Raw genomic sequence first — 15,501 nt, 5'->3', positions numbered from 1 at the left:
TAAAGACTTCTGGATGGCTGAAAAATTGGTTGAAATTTGTGCTATTACTTCAGGATGTAGTAATCGCAATAAGAATGAGGTTAATTTTTTGTGGCTGGATATTTCGCGGAAACAAAACGTAACAAGTAGCGGTTGTGACGGGGTAGTGGTTTAAAAACGCTGACTTTACGCTGACAAAAACTGACAGGGCAGAATAAAATAATGGCCAGCAAATGCTGGCCATTGTCTGTTGCGTTGCTTAGAAGCTGGCGTTGCGTGGTGTACGCGGGAACGGAATTACGTCACGCACGTTCTGAACGCCGGTAACGTAGGCGATCAGACGCTCGAAGCCTAGACCGAACCCAGCGTGCGGAACGGTGCCATAACGGCGCAGATCGCGATACCAGCTGTAGTCCGCAGGGTTGAGCCCCATCTCTGCCATGCGCGCGTCAAGCACGTCAAGACGCTCTTCACGCTGAGAACCACCAATGATTTCACCGATGCCCGGCGCCAGTACGTCCATCGCTGCCACGGTTTTCCCGTCTTCGTTAAGGCGCATATAGAAGGCCTTAATGTCTTTCGGGTAGTTTTTAACGACAACCGGCGCTTTGAAATGTTTCTCGGCGAGATAGCGTTCGTGCTCAGACGCCAGATCGACGCCCCAGTAAACCGGGTTCTCAAACTTCTCACCGCATTTCTCAAGGATCGCTACCGCATCGGTATAGTCCACCTGTGCAAAGTCGGCAGAGACGAAACGCTCCAGACGTGCCACAGCATCGCTGTCTACGCGTTCAGCGAAGAACTTCATGTCGTCAGGACGCTCTTCCAGCACCGCTTTGAAGACGTACTTCAGCATCGCTTCTGCGAGACCTGCAACGTCATTCAGATCGGCAAACGCCACTTCCGGCTCCAGCATCCAGAACTCCGCCAGGTGGCGGCTGGTGTTGGAGTTTTCGGCGCGGAAGGTTGGGCCGAAGGTATAGATCTTAGACAGCGCACAGGCGTAGGTTTCGCCGTTGAGCTGGCCGGATACCGTCAGGAAGGCTTCTTTACCAAAGAAGTCTTTGTCGTAGTCGACTTTACCTTCCGGCGTGCGCGGCAGGTTTTCCATGTCCAGCGTCGAGACGCGGAACATTTCGCCTGCGCCTTCCGTATCGGACGCGGTGATCAGCGGGGTAGACACCCAGAAATACCCCTGCTCATCGAAGAAGCGATGCAGCGCCTGGGCCAGCGTATGGCGCACGCGAGCCACCGCACCAATCAGGTTGGTACGCGGACGCAGGTGTGCGACTTCACGCAGGTATTCAATGCTGTGACGTTTAGCCGCCATCGGGTAGGTGTCCGGATCTTCAACCCAGCCGGTCACTTCAATGGCAGAGGCCTGGATCTCGAAACTCTGGCCCTGGCCCGGAGATGCCACGACCACACCGGTGACGATAACGGAACAACCCGTCGTCAGGCGCAGAACGTCATCATTGTAATTGGGCAGAGAATTATTAATGACGGCCTGTACAGGATCAAAGCAGGAACCGTCATAGACGGCAAGGAAGGAGATGCCAGCTTTAGAATCTCGGCGAGTACGCACCCATCCGCGCACGGTGACCTCCTGGTCAACGGCGACACGGCCCTGGAGTACGTCGGCTACAGGCACAACGCTCATAATATTCTCTCTGTTAATAGTCGGAAAAAATAAACACTTGTCCACCCCAAGACGGGGGGATATCTATGTTACCTGCCAACCGCTATCAGACAAGTAAATTTCGCAGTCAAAAGAGAAGAATTGAGAAATAAATAAGGGAAGGGAGCCCTGAAGGCTCCCGTAAGCGCTTAACTGGCTTTTTTGATCTGGGGGAGATCGAACGCTTTGCGCAATGCGCGAACAAACGCTTTGTCATGGCAGATGGTTTTACCCGGGCTGTCGGAGAGCTTTGCCACCGGCTTGCCGTTACATTCCACCAGCTTTATCACGATATTCAGAGGTTTTACCTGAGGAATGTCGCAGGTCAACCGGGTACCGATCCCGAAGCCCAGATTAATTCTGGCATTGAAATGACGATACAGTTCGACGGCTTTTGCCAGGTCGAGATTATCGGAGAAGACCAGCACCTTGCTCATCGGGTCAATGCCGAGTTTTTGGTAATGAGCAATCGCCTTTTCGCCCCATTCAACCGGATCCCCGGAGTCGTGGCGTAACCCCTGGTAACGCTCAGCGAACTCGGGACCAAAGTCGCGCAGGAAGGCATCCATCGTAATACAGTCGGTCAGGGCGATCCCGAGTAGATTCGGGTACTCTTCAAGCCACGCAGCCAGCGCCGCACGCTGGCTGTTAGCCAGGTCCGGGCTAATTTGCTGATGCGCCTGGAACCACTCGTGCGCCTGGGTGCCCATTGGCGTCAGGTTGAGGCGACGCGCCAAATCGTAGTTGCTGGTACCCACGAACCACGACTCCTGCTGCAGACGTTCAACGATAGCCTGCTGAACCTCGCGAGAGAAGCGGCGACGGGTGCCGAAATCCATCAGGCGGAAGCGGGACATATCCAGCCCTTCGGTCAGCGTTGAGAATGCCTCAAGTTTGTTCTCCAGCGAGGCGACCGCCTGTTCGACGCCCGTTTCAGGCGAACGGTAGCGGTGAGCCAGCTCGCTGATGACGGCCAGAAGCGGCACTTCCCACATGATCACTTCCCGCCACGGACCTTCAAGACGAATATCCAGCTTGCCGTTCTCGTTGGTCACGCTGACCTGTTCAGGCTTATAGCGGAAGTCGCGCAGCCAGTTCAGATAGTCCGCTTTAAAGAAAGGCAGGCCAGAAAGCCACTGATATTCGTCATCGGTGAGCGCCAGATGCTGCATCGCATCGACCTGTTCACGAATGGAGTCTGCGTAGATACCGAGCAAGTCGTCACCACGGCAGCGGAATTCCGCCGCGACGTGAACGTCATAGTAATGGTGGAAAACGGCTTGCTGCATATGCAGTTTATACGCGTCGGTATCCAGCAACGTATGCAGAACCGGAGAAGCGAATTGAGTCATAGGTGCGCTGTAGCATCCTCTCACGGGAGCGTTTAGTACAATAAACAACTCCGGAGTATACCTTGTTTAGTGATTTATTGAACCCCGATCACAACATAAGCACACTTTATGGTCGAGAGCATTTCGTGCCCCGTGTTATACAAATGTAGCGAAAAAGGTGTTTAAGCCTGAAAAGATGAACATTCTGCATAGCGCGTTTTACGCAACAGGAATATATTGAAACGTTACTCGACAAACGATGCATAAGGTTTTCTATGACACAACAGCCACAAGCCAAATACCGCCACGACTACCGTGCGCCGGAATACCTGATTAGCGATATCGACCTGACTTTTGACCTGGATGCCACAAAAACCGTTGTGACGGCGGTAAGCCAGGTGACGCGCCACAGCGCGACTGCCGTACCGCTGCGTCTGGATGGCGAAGACCTGACGCTGGTCTCCCTGCACATTAACGATGAAGCCTGGTCAGATTATAAAGAAGAAGGCAACCAGCTGGTCATCGACAACCTGCCGGAACGCTTTACGCTGCGCATCGTGAATGAAATCAGCCCTGCCGCCAACACGGCGCTGGAAGGGCTCTACCAGTCAGGCGTGGCCCTGTGTACCCAGTGTGAAGCCGAAGGCTTCCGCCACATTACCTGGTACCTGGACCGCCCGGACGTGCTGGCGCGCTTTACCACCAAAATCATTGCCGATAAAACCCTCTATCCGTTCCTGCTCTCCAACGGTAACCGCGTGGGTGAGGGCGAGCTGGAAAATGGCCGTCACTGGGTGCAGTGGCAGGATCCGTTCCCGAAACCGTGCTACCTGTTTGCGCTGGTGGCGGGTGATTTCGACGTGCTGCGCGATACCTTCAAAACCCGCTCTGGCCGCGAAGTGGCGCTGGAGCTGTTCGTTGATCGCGGCAACCTTGACCGCGCGCCGTGGGCGATGACTTCACTCATTAACTCCATGAAGTGGGACGAAGAGCGTTTCGGCCTCGAATACGATCTCGACATCTATATGATCGTCGCCGTCGACTTCTTCAACATGGGCGCGATGGAGAATAAAGGCCTTAACATCTTTAACTCCAAGTACGTGCTGGCGCGTACCGATACCGCCACCGATAAAGACTACCTCGATATCGAACGCGTTATCGGCCACGAGTATTTCCATAACTGGACCGGTAACCGCGTCACCTGCCGCGACTGGTTCCAGCTGAGCCTGAAAGAGGGGCTAACCGTCTTCCGCGATCAGGAGTTCAGCTCCGATCTGGGCTCGCGGGCGGTCAACCGCATCAACAACGTGCGCACCATGCGCGGCCTGCAGTTTGCGGAAGATGCCAGCCCAATGGCGCACCCGATCCGTCCGGATAAAGTCATTGAGATGAATAACTTTTACACCCTGACGGTGTACGAGAAGGGCGCTGAAATTATCCGCATGATCCACACCCTGCTGGGTGAAGAGAATTTCCAGAAAGGGATGCAGCTTTACTTCGAACGTCACGACGGCAGCGCGGCTACCTGCGACGACTTTGTGCAGGCGATGGAAGACGCGTCCAACGTTGATCTTTCTCACTTCCGCCGCTGGTACAGCCAGGCCGGGACCCCGATTGTCACCGTTAAGGACGACTACAACCCGGAAACCGAGCAGTACACTCTGACCATCAGCCAGCGCACGCCGCCAACTGCCGAGCAGGAAGAAAAATATCCGCTGCACATTCCGTTCAGCATTGAGCTGTACGACAACGAAGGCAACGTCATCCCGCTGCAGAAGGGCGGCCACCCGGTACACCACGTGCTGAACGTGACCCAGGCAGAGCAGACCTTTATCTTCGATAACGTCTACTTCCAGCCGGTGCCTGCGCTGCTGTGCGAGTTCTCCGCGCCGGTGAAGCTGGAGTACAAGTGGAGCGACCAGCAGCTGACGTTCCTGATGCGTCACGCCCGCAACGATTTCTCCCGCTGGGACGCGGCGCAGAGCCTGCTGGCAACCTACATCAAGCTTAACGTGAACCGTTACCAGCAGGGCCAGCCGCTGACGCTGCCGGTGCATGTGGCAGACGCGTTCCGCGCCATCCTGCTGGACGAGAAGATTGACCCGGCGCTGGCGGCTGAAATTCTGACGCTGCCGTCCGCGACTGAAATTGCGGAGCTGTTCGACATTATCGACCCGATTGCCATCGTGGCAGTGCGCGAAGCGCTGACCCGCACGCTGGCGACCGAACTGGCGGATGAATTCCTGGCTCTCTACAACGCTAACAAGCTTGACGCGTATCGCGTGGAGCATGCGGATATCGGCAAGCGTACCCTGCGCAATACCTGCCTGCGCTATCTTGCGTTTGGTGAGCCCGAACTGGCGAACGCGCTGGTGAGCAAGCAGTATCACGAAGCGGATAACATGACTGATGCGCTCGCGGCCCTGGCAGCAAGCGTTGCCGCTGAACTGCCGTGCCGCGATGCGCTGATGCAGGAGTATGACGACAAGTGGCACCAGGATGGTCTGGTGATGGACAAGTGGTTTATTCTGCAGGCGACCAGCCCGGCAGCCGATGCGCTTAGTAAGGTTCGCAGCCTGCTGAAGCACCGTTCGTTCACCATGAGCAACCCGAACCGCGTTCGCTCGCTGATTGGTGCATTTGCCAGCAGTAACCCGGCCGCGTTCCACGCCGAAGACGGCAGCGGATATCAGTTTATGGTGGAAATGCTGACCGAGCTGAACAGCCGTAACCCGCAGGTTGCATCACGTCTGATTGAGCCGCTGATCCGCCTGAAACGCTATGATGCGCAGCGTCAGGCGAAGATGCGCGCCGCGCTTGAGCAGCTGAAAGGGCTGGAAAATCTGTCTGGCGATCTGTACGAGAAGATTGCTAAGGCGCTGGCCTGATGTAAAAAAGCCCGGTGGCGCTACGCTAACCGGGCCTACGTGGGTGCGCGGGGCATCGGTTTTCTCCCTCTCCCTGTGGGAGAGGGCCGGGGTGAGGGCATCAGGCATTGGCCTTTATCCGCTGAATCTCCGCTTCCCCACGTTTCATCACCCGATCCAGCACTTCGGCTTCCAGCTCCGCCAGTCTGGCCGATCCCACGCGGCGAGGACGTGGAATATCTACCGTCAGATCCAGACCAATTTTACCTTCTTCTATTAACAGCACCCTGTCTGCCATCGCCACGGCTTCGCTGACGTCATGCGTCACCAGCAGTACCGTAAAGCCGTGCGCCTGCCAGAGGGATTCAATCAGATCCTGCATTTCTATCCGCGTCAGGGAATCAAGAGCGCCGAGCGGCTCATCAAGCAACAGCAGGCCCGGACGGTGAATCAACGCCCGCGCCAGCGCCACCCGCTGCTTCTGGCCGCCCGACAGCGCCGCAGGCCATTCACCTGCACGGTTTTCCAGCCCGACGGCGGCCAGCGCCTGACGGGCTTCATCCCGCCAGTTGCCTTTGAGCCCCAGCCCGACGTTATCAATCACCGTTTTCCACGGCAGCAGGCGCGCGTCCTGAAACATCATGCGCGTATCGTCCTGAATATTGGCCAGCGGCGTGGTTCCTGCCAGAATCTCTCCTCCGTTGGGGGCTTCCAGCCCGGCTAAAAGACGCAGGAGCGTGCTTTTTCCGCCGCCGCTGCGCCCGACTACAGCCACAAACTGGCCGGCGGGAATGTGCAGATCCAGCCCGTTAAGGATGGTGTTTTCGCCGTAGCGTTTGGTTACGCCGTTCAGCAGCAGCGGCGTGCCCTGATTTAGTCGTGCGGTATTCATGCTTTCGCCTCCTGAAGGGTATAGGCCGGGTTCCAGCGCAGCCAGCTGCGCTCCAGCCACTGTGCGCTGACGTCGGCGAGTTTGCCGAGCAGTGCATACAGAATGATGGCGACCACCACCACGTCCGTTTGCAGGAATTCGCGGGCGTTCATCGCCAGGTAGCCAATACCGGAGTTGGCTGAGATGGTTTCCGCCACAATCAGCGTCAGCCACATCAGGCCGAGCGCAAAGCGCACCCCGACCATAATGGAGGGCAGGGCGCCCGGCAGAATCACGTGAGCAAAGAGGGAAAAACCCGATAAGCCGTAGCTGCGCGCCATCTCCACCAGACCGCGATCGATATTGCGGATGCCGTGCCAGGTGTTGATGTATATCGGGAACAGCGTGCCCAGCGCCACGAGGAAGATTTTGGCGCTCTCATCGATCCCAAACCACAAAATGACCAGCGGGATCAGCGCCAGATGCGGCACGTTGCGCAGCATCTGGATGGAGGTATCCAGCAGCCTTTCCCCCCAGCGTGAAAGGCCGCTTATCAGACCCAGCACCAGACCGATGCTGCCGCCGATGGAAAACCCAATCACCGCGCGCCAGGAGCTGATCGCCAGATGTTGCCACAGCTCTCCGCTGACGCTCAGCGACCAGAACGCTTCGATAACGCCCTCCGGAGAGGGCAAAATGCGGCTCGACAGCCAGCCGGTGGTCGACGCGAGCTGCCAGAGCGCCACGATGCCGACGGGCAAAAACCACGGGGCGGCGCGCAGCAGCCATTTTTGTGAGGTGGCAGACATGGTCACTCCTTAGCTCTGTGCGGCTTTGCGCGGAATAAATTCGTTTGCCACGGCTTCGCCCTGCAGCTGGAGCCGCTGCGGCTGCGGAATTTCCGGAACGGCGACATCCAGATGCGGGAATAACAGCTCGCCCACCCTGTAGGCCTCTTCCAGGTGCGGATAGCCGGAGAGAATAAAGCTGTCGATGCCCAGGTCAGCGTATTCATTAATACGTGCAGCCACGGTTGGCCCGTCGCCGACCAGCGCCGTGCCCGCGCCGCCGCGTACCAGACCCACGCCCGCCCACAGGTTCGGGCTGATTTCCAGATTCTCGCGCTTGCCGTTGTGCAGAGAGGCCATGCGGTGCTGCCCGACGGAGTCGGTTTTGGCAAACGCAGCCTGCGCCTTCGCAATGGTCTCATCGTCCAGATGGGAGATCAGACGGTCTGCCGCCTGCCAGGCTTCTTCATTGGTTTCGCGCACAATCACGTGCAGGCGAATCCCGAAGCGCACCTTGCGGCCATGGGCGGCGGCTTTGGCGCGGACCTGGGCAATCTTCTCTTTCACCAGCTCGGGAGGCTCGCCCCAGGTCAGATAGAGATCGACCTGCTCGGCGGCCAGATCCTGGGCCACATCCGACGATCCGCCAAAATAGAGCGGAGGGCGCGGCTGCTGCACCGGCGGGAAGTAGAGCTTCGCGTCGCGAACGTGAATATGCTTACCTTCAAAGGTGACGGTTTCGCCTTCCAGCAGGCGTCGCCAGACGCGGGTAAATTCGGCGGAGGCTTCATAGCGCTCGGTATGGTCGAGGAACACGCCGTCACCCGCCAGCTCCTGCGGATCGCTGCCCGTCACCAGGTTAAACAGAGCGCGGCCGTTGGAGAGCCTGTCCAGCGTTGCTGCCTGACGCGCCGCCACGGTGGGTGAAACGACGCTCGGACGCAATGCAACCAGGAATTTAAGGCGCTGGGTGACCGGGATCATCGACGCGGCCACCAGCCAGGCATCCTCGCACGAGCGTCCGGTCGGGATCAGCACGCCGGTAAAACCGATTCGGTCCGCCGCCTGGGCAATCTGCTGAAGATAGCCATGGTCAACCGGGCGCGAGCCCTCTTCTGTACCAAGATAGTGTCCATCCCCGTGGGTGGGTAAAAACCAGAAAAGATTCAGACTCATGATTTAGCTCCTTCTTTGCCAGCGGGCTGCCAGATGCGTTCGCGAATATCGACCTGTTTTGGTACCAGGCGGTTTTGATAGAAGAGGTCAGCGGTCTGTTGCTGAAGCGCGGCGACGTGCGCGTCGACAGGCGCAATGGTGGTGGGCGGACGGTGACTGAGGTAGCTCGCGATCACCGGCTCAGGTAAGCCCATGGTTTTTGCCAGCAGGGCGATGCTCGCCTGACGCTGGCTCTGGGTCAGGGCATCTGCCTGCGTAAAGGTATCCAGTACGCCCTGAATAAACGCGCCGTTTTTTTCGGCGTAAGGGCGTGAGGCGAGGTAGAACGAACCGGTTTGCTTCAGCGTGGTACCGTCTTTCAGCACCCGTACGCCACCCTGCAGTAATGCCGCGGAGTAGTACGGATCCCAGATAGCCCAGGCATCAACGTTCTTCTGCTGGAACGCGGCGCGCGCGTCGGCGGGCGTCAGGTAAACGGGCTGAATGTCGGTGAACTTGAGCCCGGCTTCCTGTAAGGCGCGCAGCAGCAGGTTGTGCGAGCTGGAACCCTTCTGGAATGCGACCTTATGGCCTTTGAGATCGGCGACGCTTTTAATATCGCTGTTTTCAGGCACCAGAATCACCTCGGCCTTCGGCTTAGGCGGCTCAACGCCTACATAGACGAGGTCCGCTCCCGCGGCCTGGGCGAAAATGGGGGGAATATCGCCCGTGCTGCCCAGATCGATACTGCCCACGTTCAGGGCCTCCAGCATCTGCGGGCCGGCAGGGAACTCCACCCAGGAGAATTTGGTGTCCGGGAAGCGTTTTTCCAGCAGCTGGTGGCTTTTTGCCAGCACCATACTGACGCTGCCTTTTTGGTAGCCAATCCGTAAACTGTCCGGTGCGGTTTCTGCGGCATGGGCCAGCGAGGTAAACGCCATCAGGCCAGCCAGTCCGAGGCGGGTTAAGGTTTTAAACATGTGCGACTCCCTGCGGCGGATTAAAAGAAGGAACCTGGATATCCCGGCGATGCAGCGCGTGCCAGAAAGTTTCCAGCGAGGCATCAAGGCGCGTTTGCAGATTCGGCGTGAAGTGCGGCTTATGCTGGTAGTCAATGACCTGCGAATCATCCGCGAAAACGCCGTGAAGGATCTCCTGCGCCTTCAGGGCGTTCAGCACCGGCTTCAGGGCGTAATCCACCGCCAGTAAATGGGCCACCGTGCCGCCCGTTGCCAGCGGCAGAACCACTTTGCCGTCCAGTGCGCGCTCGGGGAGAAGATCGAGCAGCGTTTTCAGCGCGCCCGAAAAAGAGGCTTTATAAATCGGGGTCGCAACGATGAGGCCGTCCGCTTCCTTGAGCTGCTCAGTGAGGGTTTTCAGCGCGGGGCTGTCGAAGCGGGCATACAGCAAATCTTCAGGTTCGAAGTTATGCAGATTCCAGTGGCACACTTCGACGTCCAGGGCATTGAGCTTGTCTCGGGCATATTCCAGCAGGGCGCTGGAACGCGAAGGGAATCGTGGACTTCCGGCCAGGGTAATGACGCGCATACTTCCTCCTTATAACTAATTGTTTGCTTTTGTCTAACATTCATAACAATTTTCAGGAGTGTGACACCGCGCGGTTATTCCACTAAATGATTTATCCGCAATTAAACTGCGAAAAACTGCATAAGAAAGAGAGGGGGAGGTAAACGATTGCGTTTTACGCCGATTTTTTTGCCGCAGGTCAATTCCCTTTCGTGACGGGATCGCCCATAATCCCCTCCCGGTTTGCACACCGGGAATCCAGGAGAGTTCATGTACTACCCCTTCGTTCGTAAAGCCCTTTTCCAGCTCGACCCTGAGCGCGCTCATGAATTTACATTCCAGCAATTACGTCGTATTACCGGAACGCCGCTGGCGGCCCTGGTGCGTCAAAACGTGCCGGCAAAGCCTGTGCAGTGCATGGGGCTGACCTTTAAAAATCCGCTGGGTCTGGCGGCCGGTCTGGACAAAAATGGCGAGTGCATCGATGCCCTGGGCGCGATGGGCTTTGGCTCCATCGAAATTGGTACCGTCACGCCGCGCCCGCAGCCGGGAAATGACAAGCCGCGCCTGTTCCGCCTGGTCGAAGCCGAAGGGCTGATCAACCGCATGGGCTTTAATAACCTCGGCGTTGATCATCTGGTAGAGAACGTGAAGAAAGCCCATTTTGATGGGGTGTTAGGCATCAATATTGGCAAAAATAAAGATACGCCGGTTGAGCAGGGTAAAGATGACTACCTGATTTGTATGGAAAAAGTCTACGCCTATGCCGGGTATATCGCGGTGAACATTTCCTCACCCAATACCCCTGGGCTGCGCTCCTTACAATATGGCGAAGCGCTGGACGATCTTCTGAGTGCCATTAAAAATAAACAAAATGAACTCCAGGCGATCCACCATAAATATGTTCCGGTCGCGGTGAAGATCGCGCCGGATCTTTCTGTCGAAGAATTGATCCAGGTTGCCGACAGTTTGGTTCGCCATAATATTGACGGGGTGATTGCAACGAATACCACGCTCGATCGTTCGCTCGTTCAGGGAATGAAAAACTGTGACGAAGCGGGTGGGTTAAGTGGCCGTCCGGTACAATTAAAAAGCACCGAAATTATTCGCGCGCTGTCTGCGGAATTAAAAGGCCGTTTACCGATTATTGGCGTCGGCGGTATCGATTCGGTGATTGCTGCGCGCGAGAAGATGGCGGCCGGTGCGTCACTGGTGCAAATCTATTCCGGCTTTATTTTTAAAGGCCCGCCTTTGATTAAAGAAATCGTTACGCATATCTAATCTTTTTTCTTAATCAGACAACCAGGGCTTTATTTCCAGCCCTGGTTGTTTTATATTCCGTCACTGTTGCTTATTTAGACATTATCGTCTTTTATTACTAGTGTTATAAACGAAGCGGCGAACAGGACATTTTTAGTACAGGACGTTTGGGGACGGGAGAGACACATGCGAATTAAACCTGACGATAACTGGCGCTGGTATTTTTGCGACGAGCATGACCGTATGATGCTCGATTTAGCCAATGGCATGTTGTTTCGTTCTCGTTTTGCCCGCCGAATGTTAACCCCGGACGCGTTTTCTCCATCGGGCTTTTGCGTTGACGATGCGGCGCTTTATTTCTCCTTTGAAGAAAAATGCCGCGACCTGATGCTCTCTAAAGAGCAGCGTGCCGAACTGGTATTAAATGCGCTGGTGGCTATCCGTTTCCTGAAACCGCAAATGCCGAAAAGCTGGCATTTCCTGCCTCACGGCATGGACTGGACGCCAGCAACGGGCGATGCGGCCAGCGTTAACCTGAGCGATACCGCCGAAGAGGTGAGCCTGTTAGTGGTTGAGCCGGGCGAAAATGCCGCACTCTGTCTGCTGGCGCAGCCCGGCGTGACGATTGCCGGGCGCGTAATGCAGTTAGGTGATGCGATCAAAGTCATGAATGACAGGTTGAAGCCACAGCTGCGCGTCGATGCCTTCAGCCTCGAACAAGCGGTTTAAGCTTCCAGCTGTACCGACGTTTTCGGTACGCAGCTACAGCACAGGATTGTGCCGTCATTTCCAATTGCAGATTTTTTCAGCGCACTCACTTCTCCCTCCAGCAGCTTGATGCGGCAGCATCCGCAAATTCCCGCGCGGCAGGAATACGGTACGCGAATACCGGCTTGCTCCAGCTGCTCCAGTAAAACCTGCTGATTGTTGCCACGAATAACCTTGCCCTGCCAGTGAATATCCACCGCAGTGGCGACATTCGTCTCAACCTCGACCATTTCTTCTTCCTGGCCTGAGCCGTACACTCGCGCCGGCCCGCGGGCGAGAATTTCAACCTCATCGCCTACGCGGATTGCGCCGCTGGATCGCGGGATCAGGTTCTGGCCGAAATCGACATCACCGTTGTCCTGCGCGGTACGGAACGATTGCAGCGTTTTCAGCGGCTCGCCGGAAGGATGCTTCTGGCCTTTCTCAGGGCTTACCGTGGTGAAAATGCAGCGGCTGCAGGGTTTGACGACATCAAAGATGACGCTGCCAATGCGGATGACTTTCCAGGTGTCTTCATCCCAGGCGTCCGCTCCGGTCACGACCAGATTCGGGCGGAACTGTTCCATCTGTACGCTGGCTTTACAGCGATTCTGTAAATCACGCAGAGACGCTTCGTTGGTGAGCAGGAACGGGAAGCCATCCGCGAAGGAGAGGGGAACGGCGTCGTGGCGCTTTACGCGACGCGTCAGTTCCGGCCCAACCCACCGCAGCTGCACGTCGCGGGAGAAGAAGCCGCTCAGCCAGCGGTTAATTTCATCCGGGGCGATGCGCGCGGTAAAATGGTTGCCCCATACTTCCGTTGGCGCGTCGACAGCCGCAAAATCAGCAAAGCGAATCACCGCGCTGGAACCGTCCGGCGCGGTCAGATGCAAACCGTCATGAAGCGGGGAAGGGGTAAAACGAACCATCTGCGGGAACTGGCGTGCGGTGATAAACGTACCGTCAGGCTCGGTGACCATAAAAATACGATCGAAGGCGAACCCGCTCATGTCTGCCAGCGCGTGAGTGACGCCGATGCCGCGCATGGATTTCACCGGATGAATAAAAAGCCTGGATAACGTCGCCACTGCACACTCCCTCGAATGAAAATAAGCCTTCAACTTTATGACATACACGCCATATTAGCTATAATGCGCGACAATTTTCTAAGAGTAAAAGTGACGATATGAATTCTCTGTTTGCCAGTACGGCCCGTGGGCTGGAAGAGCTGTTAAAAACTGAACTGGAAGCCCTGGGCGCGCAAGAGTGCCAGGTGGTTCAGGGTGGTGTCCATTTTGAGGGCGACACGCGGCTTATTTACCAGAGCCTGATGTGGAGCCGTCTGGCGTCGCGCATCATGCTGCCGATGAAGGAATGCAAGGTCTATAGCGACCTGGATCTCTACACCGGCGTACAGATGATCGACTGGACAGAGATCTTCACGCCTAACGCCACCTTCGCGGTGCATTTCAACGGCGTGAACGACGAGATCCGCAACAGCCAGTACGGCGCCCTGCGCGTAAAAGACGCCATTGTGGACTGCTTCACGCGTAAAAATAAGGAACGTCCGAACGTCGATCGCGAAAACCCGGACCTGCGTATCAACGTCTGGCTGAACGGCGACACGGCGAGCATCTCCCTCGATCTGAGCGGCGCGGGTCTGCACCTGCGCGGCTACCGCGATCGCACCGGTATGGCACCGATCAAAGAAACCCTGGCCGCCGCCATCGTGATGCGCTCCGGCTGGCAGCCGGGCACGCCGCTGCTTGACCCAATGTGTGGCTCCGGTACGCTGCTGATTGAGGCTGCCATGCTGGCAACCGACCGCGCGCCGGGGCTGCACCGCGGCCACTGGGGCTTCAAAGGCTGGGCGCAGCACGACGAAGCGCTCTGGAAAGAGGTTAAAGACGACGCGCAGACCCGCGCGCGTAAGGGGCTGGCGGAGTATACCTCTCACTTCTACGGTTCGGATAGCGACCCGCGCGTAATAGAACGCGCGCGCAGCAACGCCCGTCGCGCCGGTATCGGCGAGCTGGTCACCTTCGAGGTGAAAGACGTGGCGAACCTGACCAACCCGCTGCCGAAGGGCCCGTACGGGACCGTAATCAGCAACCCGCCATACGGCGAGCGTCTGGACAGCGAGCCTGCGCTGATTGCCCTGCACAGCCTGCTGGGCCGCAATATGAAGGACTACTTCGGCGGCTGGAACCTGTCTCTGTTCAGCGCCTCGCCGGAGCTGCTGAGCTGCCTGCAGCTGCGTGCCGACCGCCAGTTTAAGGCGAAAAACGGCCCGCTGGACTGCGTGCAGAAAAACTACCATCTGGCAGAGAAAGCGGCGGACAGCAAGCCAACCGGCGTGGCAGAGGATTACGCCAACCGCCTGCGCAAAAACCTGAGGAAATTTGAAAAATGGGCGAAGCAGGAAGGGATCGAGTGCTATCGCCTGTACGACGCCGACCTGCCGGAGTACAACGTGGCGGTTGACCGCTATGCGGACTGGGTGGTGATTCAGGAATATGCTCCGCCAAAAACCATTGATGCGCAAAAAGCGCGCCAGCGCATGCTGGACGTCATTGCGGCCACCATTGCCGTGCTGGGGATTGCGCCGAACAAGCTGGTGCTGAAAACCCGCGAACGTCAGAAGGGTAAAAACCAGTATCAGAAGATGGGCGAGAAGGGTGACTTTATCGAAGTGGGCGAATACAACGCGCGCCTGTGGGTCAACCTGACCGACTACCTTGATACCGGCCTGTTCCTCGACCACCGCATCGCCCGCCGCATGCTCGGCCAGATGAGCAAGGGCAAGGACTTCCTGAATCTCTTCTCCTACACCGGGAGCGCCAGCGTGCATGCCGGTCTCGGCGGCGCGCGCAGCACTACCACGGTGGATATGTCCCGCACTTATCTCGAGTGGGCCGAGCGTAACCTGCGTCTGAACGGCTTAACCGGGCGTCAGCATCGCCTGATGCAGGCCGACGTGCTGGGCTGGCTGCGCGATACCGACGAGCAGTTCGACCTGATCTTTATCGATCCGCCGACCTTCTCTAACTCCAAGCGCATGGAGGATAGCTTTGACGTTCAACGCGATCACCTGCGCCTGATGACCGACCTGAAGCGCCTGCTGCGCAAAGGCGGCACCATTATGTTCTCGAATAACAAACGCGGCTTCCGTATGGATCATGACGGCCTGGCAGCCCTGGGACTGAAAGCACAAGAAATCAGTCAAAAAACGCTGTCTCAGGACTTCGCCCGTAACCGTCAAATTCATAACTGCTGGTTGATTACCGCGGTCTGAAAG

At 57.1% G+C, this 15,501-nt stretch carries 12 protein-coding genes; 4 read left to right on the top strand and 8 right to left on the bottom strand.

The window, feature by feature from the left end:
- Positions 1 to 238: 238 nt before the first annotated feature.
- Both asnS and pncB read right to left on the bottom strand, forming a co-directional pair.
- Complete coding sequence (gene asnS, locus INF73_RS09490; RefSeq protein WP_028012584.1) at positions 239 to 1,639, bottom strand: asparagine--tRNA ligase; 1,401 nt, start codon at positions 1,637 to 1,639, stop codon at positions 239 to 241.
- 167 nt (positions 1,640 to 1,806) lie between these two features.
- Positions 1,807 to 3,009, bottom strand: a complete 1,203-nt coding sequence (pncB, locus tag INF73_RS09485; protein WP_028012585.1) for a nicotinate phosphoribosyltransferase — start codon at positions 3,007 to 3,009, stop codon at positions 1,807 to 1,809.
- A gap of 254 nt (positions 3,010 to 3,263) precedes the next feature.
- On the opposite strand from pncB, the gene pepN reads away from it, so the two are divergent.
- A complete protein-coding gene (gene pepN / locus INF73_RS09480; protein ID WP_041910613.1) occupies positions 3,264 to 5,876 on the top strand; it encodes an aminopeptidase N in 2,613 nt (870 codons plus the stop codon).
- A 100-nt stretch (positions 5,877 to 5,976) separates the two neighbouring features.
- Here the strand turns inward: pepN and ssuB are convergent, their stop codons facing one another.
- From ssuB to ssuE, 5 genes are read right to left on the bottom strand one after another with little or no spacing between them, the layout of a single operon-like run.
- Positions 5,977 to 6,747 carry an aliphatic sulfonates ABC transporter ATP-binding protein gene (ssuB, locus tag INF73_RS09475; RefSeq protein WP_193540389.1) on the bottom strand — a complete coding sequence of 257 codons (771 nt, stop codon included), beginning with the start codon at positions 6,745 to 6,747 and terminating at the stop codon, positions 5,977 to 5,979.
- The gene (ssuC, locus tag INF73_RS09470) at positions 6,744 to 7,535 is read right to left on the bottom strand and encodes an aliphatic sulfonate ABC transporter permease SsuC (protein WP_028012588.1); all 792 of its coding nucleotides are present in this window, start codon (positions 7,533 to 7,535) and stop codon (positions 6,744 to 6,746) included. The genes ssuB and ssuC overlap by 4 nt, the downstream gene beginning before the upstream one ends.
- A gap of 9 nt (positions 7,536 to 7,544) precedes the next feature.
- Entirely contained in the window at positions 7,545 to 8,690 is a 1,146-nt protein-coding gene (ssuD, locus tag INF73_RS09465) for an FMNH2-dependent alkanesulfonate monooxygenase (protein WP_028012589.1), read from the bottom strand.
- The gene (locus INF73_RS09460) at positions 8,687 to 9,649 is read right to left on the bottom strand and encodes a sulfonate ABC transporter substrate-binding protein (protein WP_193540391.1); all 963 of its coding nucleotides are present in this window, start codon (positions 9,647 to 9,649) and stop codon (positions 8,687 to 8,689) included. Before INF73_RS09460 ends, ssuD begins: the two co-directional genes overlap by 4 nt.
- Entirely contained in the window at positions 9,642 to 10,217 is a 576-nt protein-coding gene (ssuE, locus tag INF73_RS09455) for an NADPH-dependent FMN reductase (protein WP_028012591.1), read from the bottom strand. The genes INF73_RS09460 and ssuE overlap by 8 nt, the downstream gene beginning before the upstream one ends.
- 249 nt (positions 10,218 to 10,466) lie before the next feature.
- Here ssuE and pyrD point away from each other — a divergent pair, with 249 nt between their 5' ends.
- Both pyrD and zapC read left to right on the top strand, forming a co-directional pair.
- On the top strand, positions 10,467 to 11,477 hold the full coding sequence (pyrD, locus tag INF73_RS09450) for a quinone-dependent dihydroorotate dehydrogenase (RefSeq protein ID WP_193540393.1): 1,011 nt from the start codon (positions 10,467 to 10,469) through the stop codon (positions 11,475 to 11,477).
- A 165-nt stretch (positions 11,478 to 11,642) separates the two neighbouring features.
- Positions 11,643 to 12,185 carry a cell division protein ZapC gene (gene zapC, locus INF73_RS09445; protein WP_028012593.1) on the top strand — a complete coding sequence of 181 codons (543 nt, stop codon included), beginning with the start codon at positions 11,643 to 11,645 and terminating at the stop codon, positions 12,183 to 12,185.
- Here the strand turns inward: zapC and INF73_RS09440 are convergent.
- The gene (locus INF73_RS09440) at positions 12,182 to 13,291 is read right to left on the bottom strand and encodes a YcbX family protein (RefSeq protein WP_045261710.1); all 1,110 of its coding nucleotides are present in this window, start codon (positions 13,289 to 13,291) and stop codon (positions 12,182 to 12,184) included. The two genes, zapC and INF73_RS09440, sit on opposite strands and share 4 nt — an antisense overlap.
- Before the next feature lie 98 nt (positions 13,292 to 13,389).
- Between INF73_RS09440 and rlmKL the strand changes: the two genes are divergently transcribed.
- A complete protein-coding gene (gene rlmKL, locus INF73_RS09435; protein ID WP_193540396.1) occupies positions 13,390 to 15,498 on the top strand; it encodes a bifunctional 23S rRNA (guanine(2069)-N(7))-methyltransferase RlmK/23S rRNA (guanine(2445)-N(2))-methyltransferase RlmL in 2,109 nt (702 codons plus the stop codon).
- Positions 15,499 to 15,501: the final 3 nt, after the last annotated feature.

Source organism: Enterobacter cloacae complex sp. P6RS (assembly GCF_014982245.1).
GTDB lineage: Bacteria > Pseudomonadota > Gammaproteobacteria > Enterobacterales > Enterobacteriaceae > Enterobacter > Enterobacter bugandensis.
Note: the sequence above shows the minus strand (reverse complement) of the source record. Positions and strands in the feature narration are given on the sequence as shown.

Bases quoted from the DNA above. Each gene is read 5' to 3' on its own strand.
- ssuC (WP_028012588.1), bottom strand. From the start codon at position 7,535: ATGTCTGCCACCTCACAAAAATGGCTGCTGCGCGCCGCCCCGTGGTTT.
- pncB (WP_028012585.1), bottom strand. From the start codon at position 3,009: ATGACTCAATTCGCTTCTCCGGTTCTGCATACGTTGCTGGATACCGAC.
- INF73_RS09460 (WP_193540391.1), bottom strand. From the start codon at position 9,649: ATGTTTAAAACCTTAACCCGCCTCGGACTGGCTGGCCTGATGGCGTTT.
- pepN (WP_041910613.1), top strand. From the start codon at position 3,264: ATGACACAACAGCCACAAGCCAAATACCGCCACGACTACCGTGCGCCG.
- ssuD (WP_028012589.1), bottom strand. From the start codon at position 8,690: ATGAGTCTGAATCTTTTCTGGTTTTTACCCACCCACGGGGATGGACAC.
- pyrD (WP_193540393.1), top strand. From the start codon at position 10,467: ATGTACTACCCCTTCGTTCGTAAAGCCCTTTTCCAGCTCGACCCTGAG.
- ssuB (WP_193540389.1), bottom strand. From the start codon at position 6,747: ATGAATACCGCACGACTAAATCAGGGCACGCCGCTGCTGCTGAACGGC.
- ssuE (WP_028012591.1), bottom strand. From the start codon at position 10,217: ATGCGCGTCATTACCCTGGCCGGAAGTCCACGATTCCCTTCGCGTTCC.
- zapC (WP_028012593.1), top strand. From the start codon at position 11,643: ATGCGAATTAAACCTGACGATAACTGGCGCTGGTATTTTTGCGACGAG.
- rlmKL (WP_193540396.1), top strand. From the start codon at position 13,390: ATGAATTCTCTGTTTGCCAGTACGGCCCGTGGGCTGGAAGAGCTGTTA.
- asnS (WP_028012584.1), bottom strand. From the start codon at position 1,639: ATGAGCGTTGTGCCTGTAGCCGACGTACTCCAGGGCCGTGTCGCCGTT.